23 protein-coding genes and 2 pseudogenes are annotated in these 24,883 nt (G+C 70.4%); 21 read left to right on the top strand and 4 right to left on the bottom strand.

The window, feature by feature from the left end; translation table 11 throughout:
• Nucleotides 1-4: 4 nt before the first annotated feature.
• Nucleotides 5-703: a hypothetical protein gene (locus N2041_RS08860; protein ID WP_297677903.1), complete on the bottom strand. Its 699-nt coding sequence runs from the start codon at nucleotides 701-703 to the stop codon at nucleotides 5-7.
• Nucleotides 704-921: 218 nt separating this feature from the next.
• Between N2041_RS08860 and N2041_RS08855 the strand changes: the two genes are divergently transcribed.
• The 20 genes and pseudogenes from N2041_RS08855 to rlmN all read left to right on the top strand — a co-directional run.
• Nucleotides 922-1,428, top strand: a complete 507-nt coding sequence (locus tag N2041_RS08855) for a DUF177 domain-containing protein (RefSeq protein ID WP_297677900.1) — start codon at nucleotides 922-924, stop codon at nucleotides 1,426-1,428.
• Between the two features lie 20 nt (nucleotides 1,429-1,448).
• Entirely contained in the window at nucleotides 1,449-1,643 is a 195-nt protein-coding gene (rpmF, locus tag N2041_RS14915) for a 50S ribosomal protein L32 (RefSeq protein ID WP_367187712.1), read from the top strand.
• A gap of 68 nt (nucleotides 1,644-1,711) precedes the next feature.
• A complete protein-coding gene (fabD, locus tag N2041_RS08850) occupies nucleotides 1,712-2,623 on the top strand; it encodes an ACP S-malonyltransferase (protein WP_297677899.1) in 912 nt (303 codons plus the stop codon).
• Nucleotides 2,616-3,365: a 3-oxoacyl-[acyl-carrier-protein] reductase gene (gene fabG, locus N2041_RS08845; protein WP_297677898.1), complete on the top strand. Its 750-nt coding sequence runs from the start codon at nucleotides 2,616-2,618 to the stop codon at nucleotides 3,363-3,365. Before fabD ends, fabG begins: the two co-directional genes overlap by 8 nt.
• On the top strand, nucleotides 3,362-3,877 hold the full coding sequence (nusB, locus tag N2041_RS08840) for a transcription antitermination factor NusB (RefSeq protein WP_297677896.1): 516 nt from the start codon (nucleotides 3,362-3,364) through the stop codon (nucleotides 3,875-3,877). Before fabG ends, nusB begins: the two co-directional genes overlap by 4 nt.
• A 22-nt stretch (nucleotides 3,878-3,899) precedes the next feature.
• On the top strand, nucleotides 3,900-4,160 hold the full coding sequence (gene acpP, locus N2041_RS08835; RefSeq protein ID WP_270055988.1) for an acyl carrier protein: 261 nt from the start codon (nucleotides 3,900-3,902) through the stop codon (nucleotides 4,158-4,160).
• 48 nt (nucleotides 4,161-4,208) lie between these two features.
• A complete protein-coding gene (gene tatB / locus N2041_RS08830; protein ID WP_297677894.1) occupies nucleotides 4,209-4,646 on the top strand; it encodes a Sec-independent protein translocase protein TatB in 438 nt (145 codons plus the stop codon).
• Nucleotides 4,647-4,651: 5 nt separating this feature from the next.
• Entirely contained in the window at nucleotides 4,652-5,458 is an 807-nt protein-coding gene (tatC, locus tag N2041_RS08825; protein ID WP_297677892.1) for a twin-arginine translocase subunit TatC, read from the top strand.
• Nucleotides 5,455-6,264, top strand: coding sequence for a sulfite exporter TauE/SafE family protein (locus N2041_RS08820; RefSeq protein ID WP_297677890.1), 810 nt, complete (start codon nucleotides 5,455-5,457; stop codon nucleotides 6,262-6,264). The genes tatC and N2041_RS08820 overlap by 4 nt, the downstream gene beginning before the upstream one ends.
• A gap of 32 nt (nucleotides 6,265-6,296) precedes the next feature.
• Nucleotides 6,297-6,815 (top strand): annotated as a pseudogene (locus N2041_RS08815) (uracil-DNA glycosylase family protein); the annotation flags it as partial.
• A gap of 184 nt (nucleotides 6,816-6,999) precedes the next feature.
• On the top strand, nucleotides 7,000-8,658 hold the full coding sequence (locus N2041_RS08810) for a ribonuclease J (RefSeq protein ID WP_297677888.1): 1,659 nt from the start codon (nucleotides 7,000-7,002) through the stop codon (nucleotides 8,656-8,658).
• Between the two features lie 74 nt (nucleotides 8,659-8,732).
• On the top strand, nucleotides 8,733-11,201 hold the full coding sequence (locus N2041_RS08805; RefSeq protein WP_297677886.1) for a DNA translocase FtsK: 2,469 nt from the start codon (nucleotides 8,733-8,735) through the stop codon (nucleotides 11,199-11,201).
• A gap of 15 nt (nucleotides 11,202-11,216) precedes the next feature.
• Nucleotides 11,217-13,013 (top strand): carboxyl transferase domain-containing protein, encoded by a 1,797-nt coding sequence (locus N2041_RS08800; protein ID WP_297677884.1) that lies wholly within the window; start codon nucleotides 11,217-11,219, stop codon nucleotides 13,011-13,013.
• Between the two features lie 89 nt (nucleotides 13,014-13,102).
• Nucleotides 13,103-13,909: a sulfite exporter TauE/SafE family protein gene (locus N2041_RS08795; protein ID WP_297677882.1), complete on the top strand. Its 807-nt coding sequence runs from the start codon at nucleotides 13,103-13,105 to the stop codon at nucleotides 13,907-13,909.
• A 91-nt stretch (nucleotides 13,910-14,000) separates the two neighbouring features.
• Nucleotides 14,001-15,473 carry an Asp-tRNA(Asn)/Glu-tRNA(Gln) amidotransferase subunit GatB gene (gene gatB / locus N2041_RS08790; RefSeq protein WP_297677880.1) on the top strand — a complete coding sequence of 491 codons (1,473 nt, stop codon included), beginning with the start codon at nucleotides 14,001-14,003 and terminating at the stop codon, nucleotides 15,471-15,473.
• Nucleotides 15,474-15,519: 46 nt separating this feature from the next.
• Nucleotides 15,520-16,872, top strand: a complete 1,353-nt coding sequence (gene yvcK, locus N2041_RS08785) for a gluconeogenesis factor YvcK family protein (RefSeq protein WP_297677878.1) — start codon at nucleotides 15,520-15,522, stop codon at nucleotides 16,870-16,872.
• A 6-nt stretch (nucleotides 16,873-16,878) separates the two neighbouring features.
• Nucleotides 16,879-17,097, top strand: coding sequence for a preprotein translocase subunit SecG (gene secG, locus N2041_RS08780; RefSeq protein ID WP_270055977.1), 219 nt, complete (start codon nucleotides 16,879-16,881; stop codon nucleotides 17,095-17,097).
• A gap of 7 nt (nucleotides 17,098-17,104) precedes the next feature.
• Entirely contained in the window at nucleotides 17,105-18,745 is a 1,641-nt protein-coding gene (locus N2041_RS08775; protein WP_297677875.1) for a peptide ABC transporter substrate-binding protein, read from the top strand.
• Entirely contained in the window at nucleotides 18,742-19,677 is a 936-nt protein-coding gene (gene fmt, locus N2041_RS08770) for a methionyl-tRNA formyltransferase (RefSeq protein WP_297677873.1), read from the top strand. The genes N2041_RS08775 and fmt overlap by 4 nt, the downstream gene beginning before the upstream one ends.
• Nucleotides 19,674-20,729, top strand: a pseudogene (rlmN, locus tag N2041_RS08765) (23S rRNA (adenine(2503)-C(2))-methyltransferase RlmN); the annotation flags it as partial. The gene fmt and the pseudogene rlmN, both read left to right, overlap by 4 nt.
• Before the next feature lie 40 nt (nucleotides 20,730-20,769).
• Here the strand turns inward: rlmN and N2041_RS08760 are convergent.
• Nucleotides 20,770-21,129, bottom strand: coding sequence for a hypothetical protein (locus tag N2041_RS08760; protein WP_297677869.1), 360 nt, complete (start codon nucleotides 21,127-21,129; stop codon nucleotides 20,770-20,772).
• A gap of 45 nt (nucleotides 21,130-21,174) precedes the next feature.
• On the opposite strand from N2041_RS08760, the gene queA reads away from it, so the two are divergent.
• Entirely contained in the window at nucleotides 21,175-22,191 is a 1,017-nt protein-coding gene (gene queA, locus N2041_RS08755; protein ID WP_297677867.1) for a tRNA preQ1(34) S-adenosylmethionine ribosyltransferase-isomerase QueA, read from the top strand.
• An 81-nt stretch (nucleotides 22,192-22,272) separates the two neighbouring features.
• Here queA and N2041_RS08750 read toward each other — a convergent pair whose 3' ends face one another.
• Together N2041_RS08750 and N2041_RS08745 are read right to left on the bottom strand one after the other, a co-directional pair.
• On the bottom strand, nucleotides 22,273-22,875 hold the full coding sequence (locus N2041_RS08750) for a hypothetical protein (RefSeq protein WP_297677865.1): 603 nt from the start codon (nucleotides 22,873-22,875) through the stop codon (nucleotides 22,273-22,275).
• A gap of 633 nt (nucleotides 22,876-23,508) precedes the next feature.
• Nucleotides 23,509-24,765 (bottom strand): CoA transferase, encoded by a 1,257-nt coding sequence (locus tag N2041_RS08745; protein ID WP_297677863.1) that lies wholly within the window; start codon nucleotides 24,763-24,765, stop codon nucleotides 23,509-23,511.
• Between the last annotated feature and the right edge of the window lie 118 nt (nucleotides 24,766-24,883).

Genomic DNA, 24,883 nt, shown 5'->3' with positions numbered 1-24,883 from the left:
GCGCCTACCCGACGTAGAGGATGCGTTCGCAGTTGGGGCACTGGGCGAGCGCTTCCGGGTCGAAGGTCTTCCGGCGGATGCTTTCGGGGATGGCGACGCGGCAGCCGGTGCAGCTGGAGCCCTGGATGCGGGCGACGGCATGGCCGCGGCGGCGGCGGATATCGTCGTAGAGGCGGAGGGCGGACGGCGGGATGCGCGCCGCCTGGGCGTCGCGGCGGGCGCGGGCATCGGCGAGGCGGGCCGCGAGGTCGGCGCGCTTCGTCTCGAGCGCTTCGACGTCTGCGGCGCGGGCGCGGCGGCCGGCGGCGAGGTCGGCCTCGGCGGCAGCGCGGGCCGCGGACGCGGCCTCGCACGCCTCCATCACCTCGAGGAGCCGGTCTTCGAGGCCGCTGCGCTGACTCTTGAGGTGCTCGACCTCGTGCTGGATGGCGGTGAGCTCCTTCGGGTTGCGAACGGAGCCGTCGTAGAGCCGGGTCTCTTCGGGGACGATTTTCGCGGTAAGGGCGGCGATGGACGCTTCGAGGTCGCGCTGGGCGCGGCGGACCTCCTGGAAGGCGGTATCGGCGGCGGCAAAGGCGGCTTCGGCGGCTTCCAGCGCCTCGGAGCGGGCGAGGCGGGCTTCGACCTCGGCGAGGGCGGATTCGAGGGAGGCGGCCTCGTCGTCGATTTCCTGGAGCGTGCGGACGTCGGTGATGAGCGACATGGGCCATCCGGGGCAGGCTAACCGTAACGGCAAAGCCCCGGGGCAACAGCCTAGGGTGGCCGCTGGCGCCGCTCAACGGGCGGGGCGGCATTTTGGCCGAATCATCACGAAAGTCAGGGAGTTATGGCGTGCGGCATCCGCCGCGGCGGTGGCGAACCTACCGGGGCGCTGCGAAATGGGGTTCAATGAGAGGAAGGACCACAGGAGGGGGCGGAGGGATGCGCTTCAACGTTGCGGGGCTGCTGAAATCGGAGGTCGGCGCGAGCCGGCGCCACATCATCGAGCCGGAAGAGCCGGTCCACCGGGGGAGCGTGGAGCTGGTGCGGGTGCCGCGGGGTGTGCTGGTCCGGTGCCGGGCGGATGTGCTCATCGAGGCGCAGTGCAGCCGCTGCCTGGTGGCGTTCGCGTACCCGGAGACGGTGGCGTTCGAGGAGTTCTACCGGCAGCAGGTGGACCTGGTGGACGGGCACTGGGTCGAACCGATCGAAGGGGAGGACGAGGACACGTTCCTCATCGGGCTGGACAACGAGATCGACATTAGTGAGGCGGTCCGGCAATATACGGTGATGGCGGCTGCCATGCAGCCGCTGTGTCGGCCGGACTGCCCGGGGCTGTGCCCCGAATGCGGGACGGACCTCGGCATGGAAACCTGCCAGTGCGAGCGCGCACCGATCGACCCGCGATGGGCGGGGCTGCTCACACTGCAACCTCGGAAGCATGGGTAACGACCTGAAGGAGAGCCGCTATGCCGCCGCTGCCCAAGCGGAAATACGCAGCTTCGCGCCAGGGGAAGCGCCGCTCGCATCTGAAGATCCGGATGCCGCACATCATCGATTGTCCGCGGTGCAAGGCTCCCCGGCTGGCGCACCACGCGTGCCCGATCTGCGGGACCTACCGGGGGCGGGAAGTGATTCAGCTGCCCGAACCGGAGCTCGACTAACTTTCGGAGCGACGGCCCTGGAACCGTTCCTCATCTACAGCGACCCGGTTCGCAAGGACCGGGCGTTCGTGTTCCCGGGCCAGGGTGCCCAGGCCGTCGGCATGGGCAAAGACCTCTACGAGCAGTTCCCCTCGGCGCGCGAACTGTACGACCGCGCCGATGAGATTCTCGGGTTCCGGCTGAGCCGGCTCTGCTTCGAAGGGCCGGAGGACGAGCTGCAGCAGACGAAGAACGCGCAGCCGGCGATCGCCGTCACGAGCCTCGCGCTGCTGAAAGTCGCCACCGAGGTTTCGCCGAAGCTGCTGGAGCGGCCGGCGTTCGTGGCCGGGCACTCGCTCGGCGAGTACTCGGCGCTGGTGGCGGCCGGCGCGCTGCCGTTCGACGAGGCGATCCGCCTGCTGCGGACGCGCGGCGAGCTGATGCAGGCGGCGGGGGAGAAAAACCCCGGGACGATGGCCGCCGTGCTGGGGCTCGACCTGACCGACTGCGAAGAGATCTGCCGGGAGGCGGGCGCCGAGGTCTGCAACGTCAACGCGCCGGGCCAGGTGGTCATCGGCGGGCGGCGCGAAGCGGTGGTGCGCGCGCTGGATTACGCCAAGGCGCGCGGCGCGGTGAAGGTCATCCCGCTGAGCGTGAGCGGTGCGTTCCACAGTTCGCTCATGCGGCCGGCGGCCGACGGCATGGTGCAGCCGGTCGCGACGGCCTCGCTGGCCGACCCGGCGGTGCCGGTGGTGCTGAACGTGACGGCGACGCCGACGCAGGACGAACTGGCGATCCGGCACGAGCTGGTCGACCAGGTCTGCCGGCCCGTACAGTGGAGCCGGACGGTCGAGTTCCTCGGCGAACAGGGCATCGAGACGTTCATCGAGTTCGGACCCGGGCGGGTGCTGACCGCGATCATCAAGCGGATGCTGCGGAAGTCGACCTGCATCAACGTCAACGATGCGGCGTCGGTGCGGGTGCAGCTGCCCGATGGGTGAGCTGGACGGCCGGGCGGCGCTGGTGACCGGCGGCAGCCGGGGCATCGGCCGGGCAATCTGCCTCGAACTGGGGCGGCGCGGGGCCAGGGTGGCGGTGAACTACCGTTCGAACGGCGCGCTGGCCGAAGAGGTCGCCGCGGAGATCCGGGCGCTCGGCGGCGATGCATTCGCGGTCGGCGGCGACGTAGCGAACGCCGATGAGGCGGCCGCCATGGTGAAGGCGGCCGCGGAGCGGTTCGGCGGGCTCGACATCCTCGTGAACAACGCCGGCATCACGCGCGACGGCCTGCTGATGCGAATGAGCGACGACGACTGGGACGCGGTCCACCAGGTGAACCTGCGCGGGGCGTTCCTCGTGACGCGGGCGGCGATGCGGCCGCTGCTCCGGTCGAAAGCCGGGCGGGTGATCAACATCACGAGCGTGGTCGGCGTGATGGGGAATGCGGGGCAGGCGAACTACGCGGCGGCGAAGGCGGGACTCATCGGCTTCACGCGGGCGCTGGCGCGGGAGGTGGCCTCGCGGGGCGTGACGGTGAACGCGGTCGCGCCGGGCTTCATCGAGACGGACATCATCCAGGGGATGACGGAGCAGGCGGTGGCGTGGGCGAAGTCGCAGATTCCGCTGGGGCGGCTGGCCGGCCCGGAGGAGGTGGCGCCGCTGGTCGCGTTCCTCGCGGGGGACGGCGCGGCGTACATCACGGGGCAGTGCATTCACGTGGATGGCGGTATGGTGATGGCGTGACCGCCGTCAGCCCGCACCGCCTCATCCGGCAGCTCACCCTCGAAGCGCTCTACGAAGGCGAAACCTCGGGCCACCCGCCGGAGGCGGCGTTCCGCCGTCGGCTCCGGGAAGAGCGCGAGAAGCGGCCGGCGCTCCGCGGGGAGGAGTGGGAGCGGCGGGGCATCGCCGCCATCGAAGGGGTGCAGGCGATGCGGCCGGAGCTCGACCGGCAGATCCAGGCGGCGGCGCCGAAGTACCCGGTGAGCACGCTGGCCATCGTTGACCGCAACATCCTGCGGCTTGCAATATGGGAACTCGTCTCGGACGACGCTGCGCCGGTCGCTGCGGTCATCAACGAGGCGGTCGAACTCGCGCATCGCTACGGAGGCGACACCTCGCCGAGCTTCGTGAACGGCGTCCTGCGGACGGTCAGCGAACGGCTCCGGGGGCCGGCAGACGGCCCGGGTCGGAGCGGTGAAGAGCCGGCAGGCCGCGAGTCAAGAACGACAACGGACCCTACCCAGCAATCGTAAATCCCGAGGAGAAACCAGGACCGTGGCAACCGTATTCGAACGTGTTCGGAAAATCGTGGTCGAGCAGCTCGGCGTGGAGGAGGACGAGGTCGTCCCCAGCGCGTCGTTTGTGGACGACCTGAACGCCGACTCGCTGGACCTCGTCGAGCTGATCATGTCGCTCGAGGAGGAGTTCGCGAACGACGTGAACGGGCTCGAGATCAGCGATGAAGACGCGGAAAAGATCGTGACCGTGCAGGACGCCGTAGACTACTTGAAGGACCACGGAGTCGAAGACAAGTAAGGCGCCCGCGCCGTCCGGGGCGCGGGTCCGCCCCCCGGGGAGGGACGCGTGGAGTTCCTGGGCATCGGCTACCAGGAGTTGCTGCTCATCCTCGTCCTGCTGCTGGTGGTGGTGGGGCCTGAGCGGCTGCCGCAGATGGCGTACCAGATCGGGCGGGCGGTGCGGCAGATGCAAATGTACGCGCGCGCAGTGCGGGATGAGTTCCGGGACGAGATCGATTACCTCGACGAGCAGTACCGGACGATGCGCGGGGAGCTCGACCTGGCGCAGAAGACGCTGCGCGAGGAGCAGGCGAAGCTGAACCAGGGGCTGGCTGAACTCGATGCGAATTTCCGCGCCGCCGAAGCTGAGGCGAGCCAGGCGCTGGCTGCCCCGCAGGTGAGCGAGCAGGCGGCGGCGGGAGCCGGCGAGCCGGCCGGCCAGACCGCGGAGGCGCGGCCCGGGAACGCGGGCGGTGAGGCGCCGGCGCCGCCGCTGGTATTCTGACGGCCATGGTCGCTGAACCGATCCGGGAGCAGGGCGCGGCCGCTCCGCAGGCCGAGGCGGAGGGCTACAGCGGCGGCCCGGAGATGACGCTGCTGGAGCACCTGAAGGAGCTGCGCTACCGGGTGATGGTCAGCGGGCTGGCGGTGCTCGTCGGCGTCATCCTGTGTTTTTATTTCTGGGAAACGATCCTTGGCTGGATGGTGGCGCCGGCACGGGAGCGCGTCGAGGACTTCCGGGTCTCGAGCTTCTCGCCCACGGACCGCATCGGCATCATCGTGAAGATTGGCCTCTATGGCGGGGTCATCGTCGCCTCGCCCGTGGTGATCTACCAGCTGCTCGCGTTCATCGTGCCGGGGCTCACGCCGCGCGAGCGGAAGATCCTGCTGCCGGGCATCATCGGTGCGGCCTTCTTCCTGCTGGCGGGGATGGCGTTCGCCTACTGGGTGATCCTGCCCGCGTCGCTCGGCTTCCTGCTCGAGCTGGGCAGCGATGAGATCGACAACGTCATCGGCATACGGCAGTACGTGGATTTCGTGACACGCATCATTTTCTGGGTGGGGATTTCGTTCGAGCTGCCCATGGTGCTGGCGATCGCCGCCCGGCTGGGGCTGGTGCGGGCGCGGCAGCTGCTTGGCTTCTGGCGGTACGCGGTGGTCGTGGTGTTCATCATCGCGGCGATCGTCACGCCGACCCCCGACCCTATCACGCAGACGTTCGTTGCTGGGCCGCTCCTCGGGCTGTACTTCGTAGGCATCCTGATGGCCTGGGCGGTGCAGCCGAAGCGTCCGCGGCCCGGGGGGGCTGCGGCGTGAGCACGCGGGGGCAATGGTCGGCGCTGGCAGGATTCTCTGGCGGGATGCTGAGCGGGCTGCTCGGCGGAGGCGGCGGGGCGGTGATGGTGCCCCTCATGACGGGGCCCCTGCGGATGCGGCAGCACGTGGCCCACGGCACATCGCTGGTGGTCATCACGGCGACCGCAGCCGTGGCGGCCGTGCTGTACGGGCTGGCGGGGCATTTTGACTGGCTGCTCTTCGGGGGCCTGGCAACGGGCGCCATGACGGGGGCCGTGGCCGGGGCGCGCATCGCATTGCGGATCCCGGCGCTCCGGCTGCGGCAGCTCTTCGGGATATTCCTGCTGGCAGTTTCGCTCCGGCTGCTGTTCTTCGCGCCATCCGGGGGCTGGCTCACGCCGGGCGCCGGCGAGGAAGCCCTGCTGGCAGCCGCGATCGGCCTCGCGGGAGGGCTCGCGAGCGGGGCCCTGGGTATCGGGGGTGGGGCAATCTTCGTCCCGGCGATGGTGCTGGTGCTGGGGACGGAGCAGCACGCGGCGCAGGGCATCTCCCTCGTCGTCATCGTCCTCGCTTCTGCGCTGGGGGCGCTGACCCACTACCGGCAGGGCACGGTCGATACGGTAGCAGCGAGGTGGATCACCCCGGCGGCCGTGCCGGGCGCGGTGGCCGGCGCGTGGCTGGCAACGCAGCTCAGCGGGCGTGGGCTGCAGGTCGTGTTCGCGGTCGTGCTCTCCGCCATCGGTGCTCAGATGCTGGTGACCGCGACGCGGCGGCTCCGGTCGGCCCCGGCAGGGGCCGGACCTGCCGCGGAGGTGGCGCGCCTGTGATCTCGGTGCCCAGAGAGGAGCGCGCGAGGGAGCTGTACGAGGTGATCCGGGCGTGCCGTCTCTGCGCCCTGGCAGAGACGCGGACACACGCGGTCCCGGGGGAGGGTCCGCTCGATGCCGAGGTAATGTTCATCGGCGAGGCGCCGGGCCTCAACGAAGACCGGCAGGGGCGACCCTTCGTCGGGGCCGCGGGCCAGTTCCTGGGCGAACTCATCGCCGAGGCGGGCCTGCGCCGCGAAGACGTGTACATCTGCAACGTGCTGAAGTGCCGGCCGCCGGGGAACCGGGACCCGCTGCCGGGCGAAATCGAGGCCTGCGCGGAATACCTGGACCTCCAAATCGACCTCGTCGACCCGCTCGTGATCGTGACGCTCGGCCGATTCTCGATGGCGAGGTGGTTCCCCCAGCAGACGATTTCGCGCATCCATGGCCGGCCGAAGGAGGTCGACGGGCGCCTCATCGTGCCCATGTACCACCCCGCGGCGGCCCTCCACCAGGGAGCGCTTCGGCAGGTGCTCATCGAGGACTTCCGCGGGCTCCGGGAAATCCTCGAACGCGCGCGGGCGGCGGTGAGGCCAGCCGCTGACCGCGACAGCGGTCGACCGCGGGCGCCAGTCTCCCCGGCACCCGCGACCGGGCCAGCATTGCCAGCGGCGCCAGCGGCGGCCCTGCCCTCCGAGGGCGGCGGCGCGCCGGCTGGTCCGCAGCAAATTCCCCTGTTCGAATAGGTACTTGATGACTTCGAAAACGACCCTTCGCGTAATCCCGCTCGGCGGCCTGGGCGAAATCGGCCGCAATATGATGGTGCTCGAGTTTGGCGACGACATCATCGTCATCGATGTCGGGCTGATGTTCCCGGAAGAAGAGATGCTCGGGGTGGACCTCGTCATCCCGGATTTCACGTACCTCCGGGAGCGGAAGGAGAAGCTCCGCGCGGTTTTCCTCACGCACGGTCACGAAGACCACGTGGGCGCGCTGCCATATTTCCTCCGGGAATTCGATGTGCCCGTGTACAGCACGCGCCTGACGGACGGCCTCATCCGGGTGAAGCTGCAGGAGCACCGGCTGGCGCAAAAGGCCAAGACCCATGTCGTCGAACCCGGGCAGGTCATCGAGGCCGGCGTGTTCAAGGTCGAGTTCTTCACCGTGGCGCATTCGATCCCCGACGCGTGCGGGCTCATCATCCGTACGCCGCTGGGGCCAGTTGTCCATACGGGGGATTTCAAGCTGGACCATACGCCGGTGATGGACCAGCACACGGACCTGATCAGGCTGGCGCAGGTGGGTGCTGAAGGCTGCCTGCTCCTCATGGCCGATTCGACCTACGCCGAGATGGACGGGTACACGCCGAGCGAGCAGCTGGTGGGAGAGGCGCTCAAGCAGATTATGGTGAACGCCCCCGGCCGGGTGATCGTCGCGACGTTCGCCTCGCTCATTTCGAGGGTCCAGCAGGTCATCGACGCTGCGGTGTTCACGAACCGGAAGGTGTTCGTTACGGGGCGTTCGATGATCGACAACGTGGCGATGGCGCGGCAGCTGGGCTACCTCCAGGCACCCGAGGGCACCATCATCGGTGTGGAAGAGATGCGGAACACGCCACCGTCGCAGCTGGTCGTGGTGACGACGGGCAGCCAGGGCGAGCCGACGAGCGCGCTGACACGGATGGCGAACGGCGACCACCGGCACATCCAGATTACGAAGGGCGACACGGTGGTCCTCTCGGCATCGCCCATCCCGGGCAACGAGCAGGCGGTGTACCGGAATGTGGACAACCTGTTTCGGCTGGGCGCGGATGTGCTCTACAACCGCGTGTCGAACATTCATGTGCGGGGGCACGCGAGCAGGGAGGAGCTCAAGATCATCCAGGGCCTGCTGCAGCCGGAGTACTTCGTGCCCATACACGGGGAGTACCGGCACCTCGTGGTTCATGCGCGACTGGCGGAGTCGGTAGGCGTGCCGCAGGGCAACGCCTTCGTCCTGACCGACGGGGATGTCCTCGAGATCGACGAGGAGGCGGCATGGCTGGGCGACCGGGTGCCGGCGAGCTACGTCTACGTCGACGGGCTCGGCATTGGGGACGTGGACCAGCACATCCTCCGCGACCGCGCCCATCTTTCGACAGACGGCGTGGTGGTCGTCATCGTGGCGGTCGACAAGCAAACGGGTGCGCTCGAGCGGCCGGCGGAGATCCTTGCCCGCGGCTTCGTGGACCTCGAGGAGCGGGAGGACCTCGCTGAGCGGACGCGGGAGGTGGTCGCGCGGGCGCTGCAGGGGGCGGAGCACTATGCCGAATTCGGGGACATCAACAACCGCATCAGGGACGGGGTCAGCAAGTTCCTTTATGATGAGACGCGCAGGCGCCCGATGGTGCTGACCGTGACAGTCGAGGTCTAGGTCGGCAAGTTCGATGGGGCGCGTGGCCGGGGCCAGCGGGGGGTTTCGGCCGGCAGCTGAGGAGTGCAGGTCGTATGGCGGCACGCACGACGAAGAGCCGGGCCCGCCCGGTGCGTACGCCGGCCAGGCGGAGCACGCGAAGCCGGACGCCATCGCGGCTCTCGGCCGCTGCCCGGCGCTGGTGGAAGGAGGCGGCGGCGCTGGTCGCCGCGGGCGGGTTCGCGGTGTGGGTAGCATTCTTCGATGGAGCGGCCGCGCTCGAGCGGGCGCGCGACGCGGTGCTGCGGGGAATCGGCTTCGGACTGCTGGTGCTCGCCGGCTGGGCCCTGTACGGGGCGGCGGTGACGTGGCGAGGGTGGTATCTCGACCGCCGGCTCCTCCTGAGGCGCACGGCGGGGGCCGCAGCGCTGGGGCTGTTCGTGTGGGGGCTGCTCGGGCTCAACGAAGCGCAGTGGCGGATTGGGACGGTGGATTTTTCAGCGGTGAGCCTCGGGGGCCGGTTCGGCCAGCTGCTGGTGGCCGGGCTGCTCGGGAAGGTCGCCTGGCTGAGCCTGTTCATCATCGCGGCGGCGCTGCTGGCGCCAGGTCCGACCCGGTGGGTGGCGGTGCACGTCCCGCTCTGGCTGCAGGAGGCGTGGGAGCGGCGGCTGCCGCACCGGGCCGCGGCGGCAGCCGGGCGGTGGATTGCGTTCATCTTCCGGCGGCCCGAGCGGGAGGAGGAGGTCGTCATCGGGGCGGCGGAGTACGGCCGGCTGCAGCCCGCCGGGCCCTCGCTGGAGCCGCCGCCGGTGGTGTTCCGGCCGCGGATCGAGCCGGGCGCACCGGCATCGCCGGTGGGCGTCGGCGCGGCGGCGGCGTTCACGGAGGTGCCAGCCGAGGAGCCTGCGCCGCCGGCCGCCGAGGAGGAGCTGCCGTCGGCGTTCGGACCTGAAGGGAGCGCGGAGGCGTCGGCGGAAGAGGAGCCGGGCGAGCCGGAGCAGCTCGGGCTGCCGCTCGAGACGCGGAGCGGCTGGCACCTGCCGGCGATGGAGCTGCTGAACCCGCCGCAGCCGAGCGCGAGCCGCCGGCACGACAACGCCGCCCGCGCGCAGCTCATCGTCGATACGCTGGCGAGCTTCGGCGTCGATGCGACGGTGGTGGAGATCAACGAAGGCCCGACGGTGACGCAGTTCGGCGTCGAGCCGGGCTGGGAAGTGCGCTACAAGGACGTGCCGCTGCGGGACGAAAACGGCAAGCCGCTGCTCGGGCCGGACGGCCGGCCGCGGACGGAGCGGGTGGAGGTCTCGCGGACGCGGGTGCGCGTGAACAAGATCACGGCGCTGCAGAACGACCTCGCGCTGGCGCTTGCCGCCCCGAGCCTCCGCATCGAAGCGCCGGTGCCCGGCCGGGCGATCGTCGGCATCGAAGTGCCGAACGACAGCGCGACGGTGGTCACCCTCCGGTCGGTGATGGAGACGAAGGAGTTCGCCGAGGTAGCGCGGAAGTCGAAGCTGGCGATCGCGCTCGGCAAGGGGGTAGCGGGCGCGCCCGTGGTGGCCGACCTCGCGACGATGCCGCATCTGCTCATCGCGGGCGCGACGGGCTCGGGCAAGAGCGTCTGCATGAACGCGATCATCGCCTGCATCATGATGAACGCGACGCCCGACGACGTGCGGTTCGTGATGGTGGACCCGAAGCGGGTGGAGCTGGTCGGGTATTCGGGCATCCCGCACATGGCGTTCAGCGAAGTCATCGTCGACATGGACAAGGTGGTGGGGGTGCTGCAGGCGGTCGTCGGGGAGATGGAGGCGCGCTACAAGAAGTTCGCCGAGCTGGGCGTGCGGAACATCGAGGGGTACAACAAGCACCCGCGGACGCTGAAGAAGCTGCCGTACTGGGTCGTCATCATCGACGAGCTGGCGGACCTGATGATGGCGGCGCCGTTCGAGGTCGAGAAGCTCATCTGCCGGCTGGCGCAGCTGGCGCGCGCGACGGGCATCCACCTCATCGTGGCGACGCAGCGGCCTTCGGTCGACGTCGTGACCGGCCTCATCAAGGCGAACTTCCCGACGCGGATCGCGTTCGCGGTGACGTCGCAGACGGACTCGCGGACGATCCTCGACATGGGCGGCGCGGAGAAGCTGCTGGGCCGGGGCGACATGCTCTACCTGCCGCGCGATGCCGGGAAGCCGATCCGCATCCAGGGCGTCTACCTGTCGGACGCGGAGGTAGAGCGGCTGGTGACGTTCTGGAAGGACGACCGGTTCCGGTCGCTCGCGCCGGAGACGGCGGATGCGCTGCTCGAGGAGGCGCTGGCAGCGCAGAACGGCGGCGATGCGGACATCGAGGTGGAGGAGGACGACCCGGCGGTCATCCAGGCGCGGGCGCTGGCCGCGAAGCATCAGCGGATTTCGCCGGCGCTGCTGCAGCGGCGGCTGCGGGTGGGCTACCTGAAGGCGGCGAAGATCCTCGAACTGCTGGAGGCGGAGGGCATCGTCGGGCCGCGGGAGGAGGGCGATTCGCGGCGGGTGCTGGCGCGCGAGGGCGCGGATGACGAGGCCTGATAGACTGGAGCCAGCGTGAAAGGGATTCGAAGCATCCTGCGGCGGGGCGAGGAGGCCCCGCGGAGCGAACCCGAACGGCAGCCGGAGCGGTGCCTCTCATGCGGGGCGAACCTCGAAGGCTCGCGGCTGTACGAACGGTTCCGGGTGTGCCACGCCTGCGGCTTCCACTTCCACCTGACGGCGCAGGAGCGGCTCGCCACGCTGCTCGACCTCGGCACCTTCCACGAAGACGACCGCGCCGTCTCGGCCATCGACCCGCTCTCGTTCCCCGGGAGCAGGCGGTATTCGTACCGGTCGCGGGTCATCCAGGAGCAGCGGCGGACGCGGCTGACCGAGGCGGCGGTGACGGGCCGGGGCGCCATCGGCGGCCACGATGTCGTCGTGGGCGTGGTCGATTTCGCGTTCCTCGGCGGGTCGATCGGCGTGGCGGCGGGCGAACGGCTGGCGCGGGCGTTCGAACGCGCGGCCTCGCGGCGGCTGCCGGTGGTCCTCGTCTGCTCGACGTCCGGGACGCGGATGCAGGAGGGGCTGCTCGCCCTGATGCAGGGTCCGCGGATCGCCGTCGCGATCGAACGCCACCGGCGGGAGGGGCTGCCGTATCTCTGCGTGCTGACGGACCCGACGACAGGGTCGGCGTATTCGGGCTTCATCAACCTCGCCGACGTACTGATCGCCGAGCCGAACGCGCTCGTCGGATATGCGGCCCTGCGGGCGCTGGAGGAATCTGCGAAGAACGGGCTGCCGGAGGGCGCCCACACCTCGGAGGCGCACCTGCAGCACGGCCTGATCGATGCGGTGGTGGCGCGGCCGCAGCTGCGGGATACGCTGGCGGGTCTGCTCGACCTCCTGGACCGGCAGAACGGCGCGAACGCCGGGCAGGGGGCGCGGCCGGGCCACGTCCACCACACGCCGCGGCCGGCCTGGCAGCAGGTGCAGCTTTCGCGCCACGAGAAGCGGCCGACCGCGCGGGAGTTCATCGCGCGGATGACCACCGCGTTCTTCGAGCTGCATGGCGACCGGAGCGGGACGGATGACCCCGCCATCGTGGCGGGCATCGGCGCGCTGGACGGCGAGGCAGCGGTGTTCGTCGGCCAGGTGCGGCCGCACGGCGGCGAGCAGAGCGGGCTCATCGGGCCCGCCGGCTTCCGGAAGGCGGAGCGGGCGATTCGGCTCGGGTCGCGGCTCGGGCTGCCGGTGGTGACGCTGGTCGATACGGCGGGCGCGGACCCGTCGCTGGCGGCGGAAGAGGCGGGGCAGGGCGCCGCGATCGCCGGGTGCATGGCGGCGATGCTGAGCGCAGCCTCGCCGACGGTGGCCGTCATCACGGGCGAAGGGAACTCCGAAGCGGCGATGGCGATGGCCGCGGCCGACCGGGTGCTGATGCTCGACAACGCCGTCTACGAAGTGGTCCGGCCGGAGGACGCGGCGGCGGTGCTCGAAGGCGGGCCGGCAGAGGTCGCGGAGCGGCTGCGGCTGACGTCGCACGACTGCCTGCGGCTGGGCATCGTCGACCACACCGTGCCGGAGCCGGGCGAAGGCGCGCACACCGACCACGCAGAGGCGGCCGCGCTGCTCCGGCGGGCGCTGGTCCGCGAGCTGGCGCGCCTGCGGCGGATGCGGCCGAAGCGGCGGCTCGAGGCGCGGTACGCGCGGTATCGGGAGACGGGCTCGACGCGGGGCTGGCTCCGGGGCCGCATCGAGCGCCGATGGGCGCACCTGCAGGACCGGCTCGGCGGGATGTTCGACCGGCTGCGGGGCCGGGCGTTCGGGCGGCGGGGCGACTACGCCGACGAGGGCGGCATCCCGGTCTGATCGGCCGGTAGACCGGTCCGCGCGGAAGGGCGAAACTCGGTCCAACGGATTCGCGAGGGACCGCCCTGGAGCCGACCGACCCCCTTCTCGTGCTGCTCGGGTTCGCTGTAGGTGCGTTCGGCACGCTGGTCGGGGCTGGCGGCGGGTTCGTCCTCGTGCCCGTCCTCCTGCTCGTGTACCCGGACAAGGACCCGGAGCAGATCACGGCGATTTCGCTGCTCGTCGTGTGTGCGAATGCGGCATCGGGGTCGCTGGCGTACGGGCTGCAGAAGCGAATCGACTTCCGCTCGGCGTGGTGGTTCATCATCGGCACGTTCCCGGGGGCGGTGGCCGGCGCGATCGCGGTCGGCTACGTGCCGCGGCGGCTGTTCGATGCGATTTTCGCGCTGCTGCTCGCGGGGGTGGGGCTCTACCTGCTCATCCGGCGGCACAACCCGGCGATCGTGGCGCCGGTGCAGGGGCGGGGCGTGGTGCGGCGGACCATCCGGGACATCCACGGCAACACGTTCACCTATGCGTACCATCTCTGGAAGGGCGTGCTGATCAGCACCGCGGTCGGCTTCATCAGCAGCCTGCTGGGCATCGGCGGCGGCATCATCCACGTGCCGATCATGGCGACGATGCTGCACTTCCCGGTGCACATCGCAGCGGCGACGTCGCACTTCGTGCTGATGTTCATGGCGGCCGAGGGGACGGCGGTGCACTTCGCGCAGGGCGTGCTGGGCTGGGACCGGGCGCTGGCGGAGGCGCTGCTGCTCGCGGCCGGGGCGATTCCCGGGGCGCAGGTGGGGGCGCGGCTGGCGCACCGGCTCCACGGCGGCATCATCCTCCGCGCGCTGGCGGGCGCGCTCATCCTCGTCGCGATGCGGCTCGGCCTGAAGGCGGCCGGGGTGTGATGGGCGGGTCCGAGACCCGGCATCTCCCCGGTTACCCGTTGCCGGGCCCGCGCCTATACTCGGGAGGTGGCCACACGGCGGAGGGAAGTGCGTGACCGCCATCGCGACTGATTACGAGGTCGTCATCGGCCTCGAAGTGCACTGCCAGCTGAAGACCGCCAGCAAGATGTTCTGCGGGTGCAGCGCCGACTACTCGGGGGCGGAGCCGAACACGCACGTCTGCCCGGTCTGCCTCGGGATGCCGGGCGTCCTGCCGGTCATCAACGAGAAGGCGATCGAGGACATCGTGCTCACGGGGCTGGCGCTGAACTGCTCGATCGCGCCGTTCAGCAAGTTCGACCGGAAGAACTACCACTACCCGGACCTGATGAAGGGCTACCAGATTTCGCAGTACGACCTGCCGATCTGCCGCGAGGGGTGGCTCGAGGTGGAGGTCGACGGCGAGCGGCGGCGGGTCGGCATCACGCGCGTGCACATGGAAGAGGACACGGCGCGGCTGCTCCACCGGGTGGACCCGGTGACCGGCGAGCCGTACAGCCTGATCGACGTGAACCGCTCCGGGACGCCGCTGATGGAGATCGTGAGCGAGCCGGACATCCGGAGCGCGGCCGAGGCGCGCGAGTACCTCGTCCGGCTGCGGCAGGTGCTGCGCTACATCGGCGTGAGCAACGCCAACATGGAAGAAGGCGACTTCCGCTGCGACGCGAACATCTCGGTGCGCCGACGCGGCGACACCGCCTTCGGCACCAAGGTCGAAATCAAGAACATGAACAGCTTCCGCGCCGTGCACGACGCGCTGGTCTTCGAGGCGAAGCGCCAGATCGGGGTGCTGGAGGCGGGCGGGCGGATCGAGCAGGAGACCCGCGGCTGGTCGGACGAGCGGCAGGCGACGCTGAGCCAGCGGAGCAAAGAGCACGCGCACGATTACCGCTACTTTCCTGAGCCCGACCTGCCGCCGCTGCGGCTGAGCGCGGCGTTCGTGGAGCGGGTGCGCGCGCGGCTGCCGGAGCTGCCGGCGGCGAAGGTCGAGCGCTACCGGGCGCTCGGGCTGAGCGCCTACGAAGCGGCGACGCTGGCGGAGGAGCGGCCGCGGGCCGAGTACTTCGAGCAGCTGATGGCCGCGCTGAGCGGCGATGAAGCGCGCCGGGCGAAGCTGGCGGCGAACTGGATGCTGGGCGAAGTGGCGCGCTGGCTGAACGCGAACCAGGCGGAGATCGACCGGTTCCCGCTCGAGCCGGCGGCGCTGGCCGGGCTCATCGAACAGGTCGCCAGCGGTGCCGTGACGGCACTCGTCGGCAAGGAGGTGTTCGACCAGATGGTCGCCTCCGGCGAGAGCGCGCAGGCGATCATCGAACGGCAGGGGCTGGCCCAGATCAGCGGGCAGGATGAGCTGACGGGGCTCGTCCGGAAGGCGATCGCGGCGAACCCGAAGGCGGTGGCAGACTACCACGCGGGGAAGGAGACGGCCGTCAAGTTCCTCATCGGCCAGGTGATGCGGGAGACGAGGGGGCGGGCGAACGCGCAGGTGGTGCAGGAGCTGCTGGAACGGGAGCTGAAGAAATGATCAACTGCCCGAACGATATCGACCTCCGGTGGTATACTTGCCGGCTATGACGTGGCGCAAGGTCCGGGACCACTCGGCGCTGAAGTGGCTCTACCCGGGCATGCACATCAAGCGGTGGCTGGTGCTGCTGCTGTTCGGCGTGGTGCTGATGGGGCTCGGCCTCGCCTACATGCTGCGGGAGGCGTACCTGCAGGCGCCGCTGCCGGGCATCTTCTACTACCTGACACTGCAGTTCATCCCGCGGTGGATGCGCGGCCTGCTGTTCATCACGGCCTCGCTGGGGACGGTGAGCCTCGCGGTGTACAAGCTGAACCAGTCGCTGCTGTACGCCTTCATCCGGCCGGACTGGCGGGACCAGAACCTCGCCGAGGCGATTTATGCAAAGCGGTTCTTGAGCCGGGGGCCGAAGATCGTGGCGATCGGCGGCGGCACCGGCCTTTCGACGCTGCTGCGGGGGCTGAAGAACTACACGAGCAACCTCACCGCCATCGTGACGGTGGCGGACGACGGCGGCAGCACCGGCCGGCTTCGGCAGGAGTTCGGCGTGGTGGCCCCGGGCGACCTGCGGCAGTGCATCGCGGCGCTGGCCGAGGCGGAACCGCTCATGACGAAGCTCTTCCAGTACCGGTTCACGAACGGCGCCGGGCTGGAGGGCCACTCGTTCGGCAACCTGTTCATCGTGGCGATGTCGGAAGTGACGGGGAACTTCGAGGCAGCGATCCACGAAGCGAGCCGCGTCCTCAACGTGCGCGGGACGATCCTGCCCTCGACGCTGGAGGACGTGACGCTGAGCGCGCGGACGCACGAGAACGAGGTGGTCCACGGCGAGCACAACATCACCGAGCGGGGGGCGGCGATCCGGGAGGTGTACCTGAACCCGCCCGACGCGGAGGCTCACCCCGACGCGGTGCGGGCGATTCTCGATGCGGACATGGTGGTCATCGGCCCCGGCAGCCTGTACACGAGCGTGCTGCCGAACCTGCTGGTGGAAGGCATCCGGAAGGCGCTCCAGCAGACGGCGGCGCTGCGGGTGTTCGTCTGCAACGTGGCGACCCAGCACGGGGAGACGGACGGGTTCGGCGTGGCGGAGCACGTGGAGGCGCTCGAGCGGCACGCGGGACAGGGCATCGTGCAGGTGGTAGTGGCGAACAACAACATCGCCCCGGCGCTGCCGGAGGCATGGCATGCCGAGGCGGTGAAGGTCTCGAACGAGGCGCTGCGGGCGCACCCGGGCATCCGGCTGGTGGAAGCGGACGTCGTCGCGGAAGAGAACCGTTACCGGCACGACCCGCACAAGCTCGCGGCTACGATCATGCGGCTGTACGATCAGCGCGATACGTTGAACATCCCATCGCGGCGGGCGCTCCCGAGGGAGGAGCCGGTCGCGCTCACCCGGTAGGCTCCCATGCTGATGAACCTCTTCCAGATTTTCGTTTCGGCGCTGCTCATCCTCGTCGTGCTGCTGCAGGTGAAGGGCAGCGGCTTCGGCGCAGCCCTCGGCGGGATGTCGGGCGGCTCGGTGTACCGGACGAAGCGGGGGCTCGAGCGGACGCTCTTCCAGGCGACGATCCTCCTCGTCATCGTCTTCATCTTCGTATCGTTCCTGAGCGTGCAGTGGCAGTAGGGGGCTGATGGAACCGAACGGTCGGGCGCCGTCGCGCCTCGCGTTCGTGGCCATCGGGAGCATCGCGGCCGCCATGCTGGCGGCGGCCGTAGCGTTGGGCCTTCGCGTCACCGGCAACGATGCGGTCGTCCTCCCGGGCGGCGCGACCTACACGGAGGCCGTCGCCGGGACGTGGCAGCGGGTGAACCCGCTCTTCGTGAATGCGAACGAGGTGGATGCCGACCTCTCGGCGCTGGTGTTCTCGGGGCTGGTGCGCGTTTCGAAGGACGGCAAGGTCATCCCGGACCTCGCGGCGGAGATGCCAGAGGTGTCCGACGGGGGCGCGACCTACACCTTCCGCATCCGGGCGAACGCCCGCTGGCACGACGGCGAGCCGGTGACCAGCCGGGACGTGGCGTACACCGTACGGCTGTTGCAGGACCCGGATTTCGACGACGCGGCGATGGCCGAAGGCTGGAACGGCGTGACGGTGGAGACGCCGGACCTGAGCACGGTGGTCATCCGGCTGCGGCAGCCTTCGGCGCCGTTCCTCGCGCGGAGTGCGACGGTCGGCATCCTGCCGGAGCACCTGCTCGGCGGGAAGGGCGCGCAGGCGCTGGAGAGCGACACCTTCAACGCGCGCCCGGTCGGAAGCGGGCCCTACCGGCTGGAATCGCTGGAGGCGGGCAGCGCGACCCTCGTGGCGAACACGTCGTACTACCTCGGGCGGCCGGGCATCGACCGCATCGTGCTGAAGTTCTACCCGGATGAGCCGCAGGCGATCCGGGCGTTCACCGCGGGCGAGACGGACGGCATCTACCTCCGCGGGCCGCGGACGCCAGCGCAACTCGACGAGGTGCGGGGGGTCGGCGGGAAGACGTTCACAGCAGCGGCCCGGCCGATGCTGGCGCTGCTCTACCTGAACAACTCGAACTCGCTGTTCCGGGACGAACGGGTGCGGCAGGCGCTTTCGCTGGCGCTGGACCGGGACCGACTGGTGGAGGAGGTCTTCCACGGCGTCGGGCGCGCGACGGCCTCGCCGGTCGTGCCCGGGACGTGGGCGTACGCGGAAGAGTTCGACGCGAAGGCGCAGGACCTGAGCCGGGCGCGGCAGCTGCTGCAGGAGGCCGGCTGGCAGCCCCACCCGACGACCGGGATCCTCGTGCGCGAAGGGCAGGAGTTCCGCTTCACCATCCGGACGGACAACGCGCCGGAGCGGGTGGCGCTCGCGAACGCGGTCGCGAAGCAGCTGGAGGCGCTCGGCATCCGTGCGACGGTCGCGAGCACGACGTTCTCGGTGCTGCGGCGCGACTTCCTGCAGGAGCGGAAGTACGAAGCGGCAGTCGTGATGTGGGACCAGGGGCCGGACCCGGACCTCTACTTCGGCTGGCACAGCTCGCAGCTGGGCGCGGCCGGCCTGAACCTCGCGAACTTCGAAGATGCGGTGGTCGACGACCTCATCGCGCGGGGGCGGACCTCGACGGACCCGGAGGTGCGGCAGGACGCCTACAGGCAGCTGCAGGACGTGTGGCAGGGCATCCAGCCGAGCCTCGTGCTGGCGGCTGCGGGCGCGGTGGTGGTCCACCCCTCCTGGCTGCGTGACGCGGAGCCGGGCGTGCTGTTCACGAGCGCGAGCCGCTTCACGGACGTGCACCGGTGGCGGCGGTGACGGGCCGGGTTGCGTTCTTCGGCTCGCCGGAGTTCGCCGTGCCGTCGCTGCGCGCGCTGGCGGCGGCAGGGTACGCGATCCCGCTGGTGGTGACGCAGCCCGACCGGCCGGCGGGGCGGGGCGGCCGGCTGACGCCGCCGGCGGTGAAGACGGCGGCGCTGGAGCTGGGGCTCCCGGTCGCGCAGCCGGAATCCGTGCGGACGGCGGAGTTCGCGGCGCAGATCGAAGGGCTGGCGCTCGATGCAGCTGTCGTGGCGGCGTACGGGAAGATCCTGCCGCAGCGGCTGCTGGATATCCCGCGGCGGGGGTTCGTGAACGTCCACGCGTCGCTGCTGCCGCGCTGGCGGGGGGCATCGCCCATCACGGCGGCCATCCTCGCCGGTGATACGATCACCGGCGTGAGCATCATGCAGCTGGTGCTGAAGATGGACGCCGGCCCGGTGATTTCCCGGGCCGAGGAGCCGATTCGGCCGGACGACACGGCGGGGACGCTCGAGGCGCGGCTGGCGGACCTCGGCGCGCGCGAGCTCGTCCGGGTGCTTCCCGGCTGGCTGGACGGCACGCTGACGGCGGAGCCGCAGGACGAGGCGCTGGCGACGTACTGCGGGCTGGTGCGCAAGGAGGACGGCCGCCTCCGGGCGGCGATGACGGCCGCCGAAGCGGAGCGCGCGGTCCGCGCCTACGACCCGTGGCCGGGCGCGTTCGTCCTGTACCGCGGCGAGCCGCTGCGCATCTGGCGGGGGCGGGTCGCGGAGGGTCCGGCAGCGCCCGCTGGAGCGATGCGGCTGCTGGACGGCGAGCCGGCCATCCGGTTCGCCGACGGGTGGCTGGTGCTCGTCGAGGTGCAGCGGCCCGGCGGCCGGCGGGTGCCGGGGCGGGCGTTCGCCGCGGGGGAGCGGGGCCAGCTCGAACCGGTTGTGGGGCTGGCATGACCGCGGAGGGGCGCGCATCGCTGTACGGGCTGCTGCCTGGCGAGCTGGAAGCCCTGCTCGCCGACCTCGCGGCGCCCCGCTACCGGGCCGACCAGGTGCTCCACGCGGCTTACCGCGAGTTCGCCGAGTCGTTCGAGGCGATGCGGCAGCTGCCGGCGAGCCTGCGCGCGGCGCTCGCTGAGCGGCTCGACCTTTCGCCGGCGCGCGAGGTGCGGCGGGTCGCGAGCGACGACGGCCTGACGACGAAACTGCTGCTCGAGATGGCCGGCGGGACGCTCATCGAGACGGTGCTGATGCAGTACCCGCCTTCGAAGCCGGGCGGCCGGCGGCGCTCGACGGTGTGCGTGTCGACGCAGGCGGGCTGCGCGATGGGCTGCGTCTTCTGCGCGACCGGGCAGATGGGGTTCGAGCGGAACCTGACGGCAGGCGAAATCGTCGCGCAGGCGGTGCACATCGGCCGGCTGCTGCGGGACCGGGGCGAACACGTCACCAACATCGTCTTCATGGGGATGGGGGAGCCGCTGGCGAACTACGCGGCGACCATCGAGGCCGTGCGGATCCTGACGGACCCGCGGTGTTTCGGCCTCGGGCAGCGGCACATCACGATTTCGACGGTGGGCGTCATCCGCGGGATCGACCGGCTGGCGGAGGAAGGACTGCAGGTGGGGCTGGCGGTTTCGCTCCATGCCCCGAACGACGCGCTCCGGCGGCGGCTGGTCCCCACGGCGGGGCCGCAGTCGGTGCGGGAGATCATGGCGGCGGCGAAGCGGTACTTCGACCGGACGGGCCGGCGGGTGACGTTCGAGTACGCGCTCATCGCGGGGGAGAACGACAGCGACGAGACAGCGCGCGAGCTGGCGCGGCTGGTCCGCGGCACCGGGGCGCACGTCAATCTCATCCCGGTGAACCCGACGGCGGGCGGCTACCGGCGGCCGGCCCGGCAGCGGGTGCTCGCCTTCGAGCGCATCCTGCGGGAGGCCGGTGTGAACTGCACGGTGCGCGTCGAAAAGGGAACCGAGATCTCGGCGGCGTGCGGGCAGCTGCGGACCGACGAAGCGGAGCGCGCGGTCATCGCTCCGGGGGAGATCGAGGTCAGGGAAGGAGTTTCCGGGCCAGCGCGCGGACCGCTTCGACGGCGACCTTCCCCAGCACCATCCCGAAGCCGATAGCGACGGCCGAACGGAGGTCGAGCAGCGTGTGGACGTCGCCCCGGACGACGGGGGAGGCGAGGATGCCGACGCGGACCTGATCGACGGCGACGGACCGGCCGACGACGACCCCGGCATCGGACTGTCGGATGGTGCCGCGGTCGAAGGCGGCGACGCCGACGGCGCTGCGCTGGATCTCGACCTGCTCGGCGGTAACGCGGCGGATGGCGCTCCGCTCGATGGCGAGGGTGGTTTCGCCGCCCCCGGCGTCGTCGGCCCCGGGCCGGATGGGGTCGATGGCCATGGGGGCACCGTAGATCGCTGGCCGTGAAGGCGCAATGCTGGAGCCATGCGGACGGACGATTTCGCCTACGACCTGCCGCCGGAGCTGATCGCGCAGGAGCCGGCCGAGCCGCGGGACGCCGCCCGGCTGATGGTGCTCGACCGCGCGGCGCAGCGCATCGACCACCGCATCGTGCGCGACCTTCCGGGGCTGCTCCGGCCGGGCGACCTGCTGGTGGTGAACGACACGCGGGTGATGGCGGCGCGGCTGTTCGGGCGGCGGGCCGACACGGGCGGGACGGTCGAAATCCTGCTCGTGCGGCCGTTCACGGATACGCGCTGGGAGGTGCTGATGAAACCGGCCCGCCGGGCGGCCGAAGGGCGCCGGTTCGTGTTCGATACGCACGAGAGCGAGCTCGAGGCCGTGTGCGCCGGCCGGAACGGCGAGACGGTGGTGCTGGAGTTCGCGCGGCCGTTCGACCCCGCGCGAGTGGGCGAGGTGCCGCTGCCGCCGTACATCACGCAGTTCCGGGGCGACCCGGAGCGCTACCAGACGGTCTACAGCCGCGAGGCGCGCAGCGCGGCGGCGCCGACGGCCGGGCTGCACTTCACGCCGGAGCTGCTGGCGCGGCTGGAAGCCGCCGGCATCGAGCGGACGGCGGTGACGCTGGAGGTCGGGCCGGGGACCTTCAAGCCAGTGAACGTCGACGACCCGCGGGAGTTCGACCTCCACGCGGAGCACATCACCGTGCCCGAGGAGGCGGCGGTTCGCGTCCAGCGGGCGCGGGCCGAGGGGCGGCGGGTGGTCGCCGTCGGGACGACCGTGGTGCGGACGCTGGAGCACGTGGCGCGGGAGTGCGGGGAGGTCGTCCCGTACGCGGGCTGGACGTCGCTGAAGATCCTGCCGGGGGACGAGTTCCGGGCGGTGGACGTGCTGATGACGAACTTCCACCTGCCGAAATCGACGCTGCTGATGCTGGTGTGCGCGTTCGCCGGGTACGACTTCGTGATGGCGGCGTACCGGGAGGCGGTGCGCGAACGCTACCGGTTCTACAGCTTCGGCGACGCGATGCTGATCCTGTGACGGGGCGCGGCGGTGCGAACGAAGCGGGGCCCGGCAGTGCCGGGCCCCGCGGCTGCGCGCGATTGTTCGAAGCGGAACGGGCTACTTGATGGACGCGAGGAGCGGCGCGAGGGCTTCGTCCGACGGGGCCGGCTCGCTGCCGGTCGACCAGCTGCGAACCTCGGCGAGGCCGCCCGCGAAGGGGACGTAGTAGACGGCCGCGCCCTCGGCCCGCTGGACGGCGATGTCGCGGCCGTCGAGCGAGAGAACCGCGCCGCCGGCGGGCGGGGCCCCGGCGCCCGGCCGGTAGATGACCTGGACGCGCGGGCCGGCGTAAGCGGCGAGGGCCGCAGCGTCCTTCGGCGCCGGGCCGGCGTAGTAGTCGAGGACGAGCGTTCCCGCGGCGCTGCCGGGCGGGCCAGGCTCGAGGGCGACGGCCGCGGGAACGAGCCCGTCGGGGGACGCGGGCATCGCGACGTTCAGCCCGGCGCGGCCGGCGAGCTCGGCGAAGGCCTTACCGATATCTGCCGAGCCCGCGAGCGCATGATCGGGCACGGGGCGGGACTCATCGGCGCCGCCGGTGCGGACGATGGCGAACACGACGCCGGCGACGATGGCGGCCACCGCCGCGGCAGTCACGGCGAGGCCGCGGGGGCCGGGCAGGGGGAGGCCGCTGCGCTGGTTGAGGGTCGTGAGCTGGGACATAGCTTTCCTCCTTGTTCAGTACGGGAACAATCGCACGTAGTTGGACCACCTGCAGCCAACGGAAACGTTTGCGTCAGCCACTACGACCTCAATATAGGCACTACGACCTCAATATAGGCTGGCTGTGACGGCGTGATAGTGTACGACTGATTGGGGGTCCGGCTGAGCGTACCTCCACTGAGGGGAACGAACGGGAAGACTGTGCCTCCCCACCAACCTTGACCCGGGGCCCACGTCGTAGCTGAAACGTAGTACAGCGTCAGTGTTCCGGTCTGCAAGCCGCCGTTGGCTGTAAAGGACTGTATCGTCACGCCTCCGGTCCAGCCCGTTACCGGTACAGTTTCCCAGAACCGGTAGTACACCTGTGACTGCTGAGGATAACAGTACTCAGTCGAGTAGAAGTAGGCAGTTTTTGTTTGCTGCCCTGGCCAGACCGAGAAGTCCTGTATCCAGTCGGCGAACGCGAGGGTCAAGGCTGAGAGCCCTGCCCCCCCCGATGAGGACCGCGACAATCATGCGCTTCATGGCCGCACCTCCATGAAGGAGGATAGGTCCGCGCATCGAGCAGTTCAATCGTTTCTTAACCTTGCAACTGCTCAAATTTTTCGCGGCTGCTGCAAGGGGCGTTGGCCTTCAGGCGACGAGCCCGTCGGCGCGAAACCGTTCGATGTCGGCGTCGGAGAATCCGGCTTCGCGCAGGACGTCCGCGGTGTGTTCGCCGAGCGCGGGGGAGGCGCGCTGGATGCGCGTCGGGGTCGCTGACATCTGCACGACGGGCGCCGGGCCGCGCATGGGCCCAAGGAGCGCGTGCTCGTAGTCGAGGATGTAGCCGTTGGCGAGGACCTGCGGGTCATCGAAGAGCTCTTCGACGAAGCGGACGGGGCCGCAGGCGATGTCGTACTGTTCGAGGTGCGCCAGCCACTCGTCGTTGGTGCGTTCGAGGAATTTCGCTTCGCAGAGGCGGACCAGCTCGGCGCCGACCTCGGCGAGGCGGGCGGGGTCGAAACCGGGCTCGTAGCGGGGGTCGGTGATGCCGAGCGCCTCGCGGAAGCGGGCGCGCGGCCCGGGGCCGAGGCAGCCGACGACGAGGTAGGAATCCTTCGTCTTGTAGGGGCGGTAGTAGATGTTGCCGGCGAGCTCCGGGGCGAAGCGGCGGCGTTCGCGGATGATCTCCTCCATGGTCGCGCCGCGGGCGCGGGCCTCGGCGAGGTGGGCGAGCTTCTCGTAGCGCACGGGCTCATCGATGGCGACGATTTCGCGGGAGCCGGCCTGCAGCGCGAGGGCGGAGAGGAGGAGGCTCGAGTTGATGGCCTGGCCTTCGCCCGTGCGCTGGCGGTGGTAGAGCGCGGCGGTGATCGCCCAGGCGAGCGCGAACCCGGTCACGACATCGGCGGGAGCGAAGGCGACGGGCATCGGCAGGCCGTTCTGGAGGTTGGGATTGGAGGTGCTGAGGCCGCTCATCGCCTGGGCGACGATGTCGTAGCCGCGGCGCATCGCGTCGGGGCCTTCCTTTCCGAAGGCGGTGTTCTCGGCGTAGATGATGGCCGGGTTCACGCGGCGGGCGGATTCGTAGTCGATGCCGAGAGCTTCCGGGACGCCGGGGCGGTAGTTGGTGATGAGGACATCGGCGCGGGCGATGAGGCGGTCGCGGATGGGGGCGACGCGCGGGTCTTTGAAGTTGAGCGCGAGGCCGCGCTTGCCGCGGTTCTGGACGAGGAAGTTCTTGCTCTCTTTCGGGATGATCTCCGCCTGGAGGCGCCAGGGTTCGCCTTCGAGGGGTTCGACCTTGATGACGTCGGCGCCCATTTCGGAAAGGAGCGAGGCGGCGAGGGGGCCGGCGATGATCTGGGTGCAATCGAGGACGCGCACACCTTCGAGGGCTCCGGGCATAGAGGTGCTCCATGGGAGGGATAAAGTGTGCGGATGATAAAGGAGTTGGGAGTTGGGAGTTGGGAGTTGGGAGTTGGGAGTTGGGAGTTGGGAGTTGGGAGTTGGGAGTTGGGAGTTG

Source organism: Tepidiforma sp., assembly GCF_026419595.1.
Lineage (GTDB): Bacteria > Chloroflexota > Dehalococcoidia > Tepidiformales > Tepidiformaceae > Tepidiforma.
Note: the sequence above shows the minus strand (reverse complement) of the source record. Positions and strands in the feature narration are given on the sequence as shown.

Coding starts and splice junctions, on each gene's coding strand:
- N2041_RS08860 (WP_297677903.1), bottom strand. CDS start 703: ATGTCGCTCATCACCGACGTCCGCACGCTCCAGGAAATCGACGACGAG.
- N2041_RS08855 (WP_297677900.1), top strand. CDS start 922: ATGCGCTTCAACGTTGCGGGGCTGCTGAAATCGGAGGTCGGCGCGAGC.
- rpmF (WP_367187712.1), top strand. CDS start 1,449: ATGCCGCCGCTGCCCAAGCGGAAATACGCAGCTTCGCGCCAGGGGAAG.
- fabG (WP_297677898.1), top strand. CDS start 2,616: ATGGGTGAGCTGGACGGCCGGGCGGCGCTGGTGACCGGCGGCAGCCGG.
- tatC (WP_297677892.1), top strand. CDS start 4,652: ATGGTCGCTGAACCGATCCGGGAGCAGGGCGCGGCCGCTCCGCAGGCC.
- N2041_RS08810 (WP_297677888.1), top strand. CDS start 7,000: ATGACTTCGAAAACGACCCTTCGCGTAATCCCGCTCGGCGGCCTGGGC.
- N2041_RS08805 (WP_297677886.1), top strand. CDS start 8,733: ATGGCGGCACGCACGACGAAGAGCCGGGCCCGCCCGGTGCGTACGCCG.
- yvcK (WP_297677878.1), top strand. CDS start 15,520: ATGACGTGGCGCAAGGTCCGGGACCACTCGGCGCTGAAGTGGCTCTAC.
- secG (WP_270055977.1), top strand. CDS start 16,879: ATGCTGATGAACCTCTTCCAGATTTTCGTTTCGGCGCTGCTCATCCTC.
- N2041_RS08775 (WP_297677875.1), top strand. CDS start 17,105: ATGGAACCGAACGGTCGGGCGCCGTCGCGCCTCGCGTTCGTGGCCATC.
- N2041_RS08760 (WP_297677869.1), bottom strand. CDS start 21,129: ATGGCCATCGACCCCATCCGGCCCGGGGCCGACGACGCCGGGGGCGGC.
- queA (WP_297677867.1), top strand. CDS start 21,175: ATGCGGACGGACGATTTCGCCTACGACCTGCCGCCGGAGCTGATCGCG.
- N2041_RS08750 (WP_297677865.1), bottom strand. CDS start 22,875: ATGTCCCAGCTCACGACCCTCAACCAGCGCAGCGGCCTCCCCCTGCCC.
- N2041_RS08745 (WP_297677863.1), bottom strand. CDS start 24,765: ATGCCCGGAGCCCTCGAAGGTGTGCGCGTCCTCGATTGCACCCAGATC.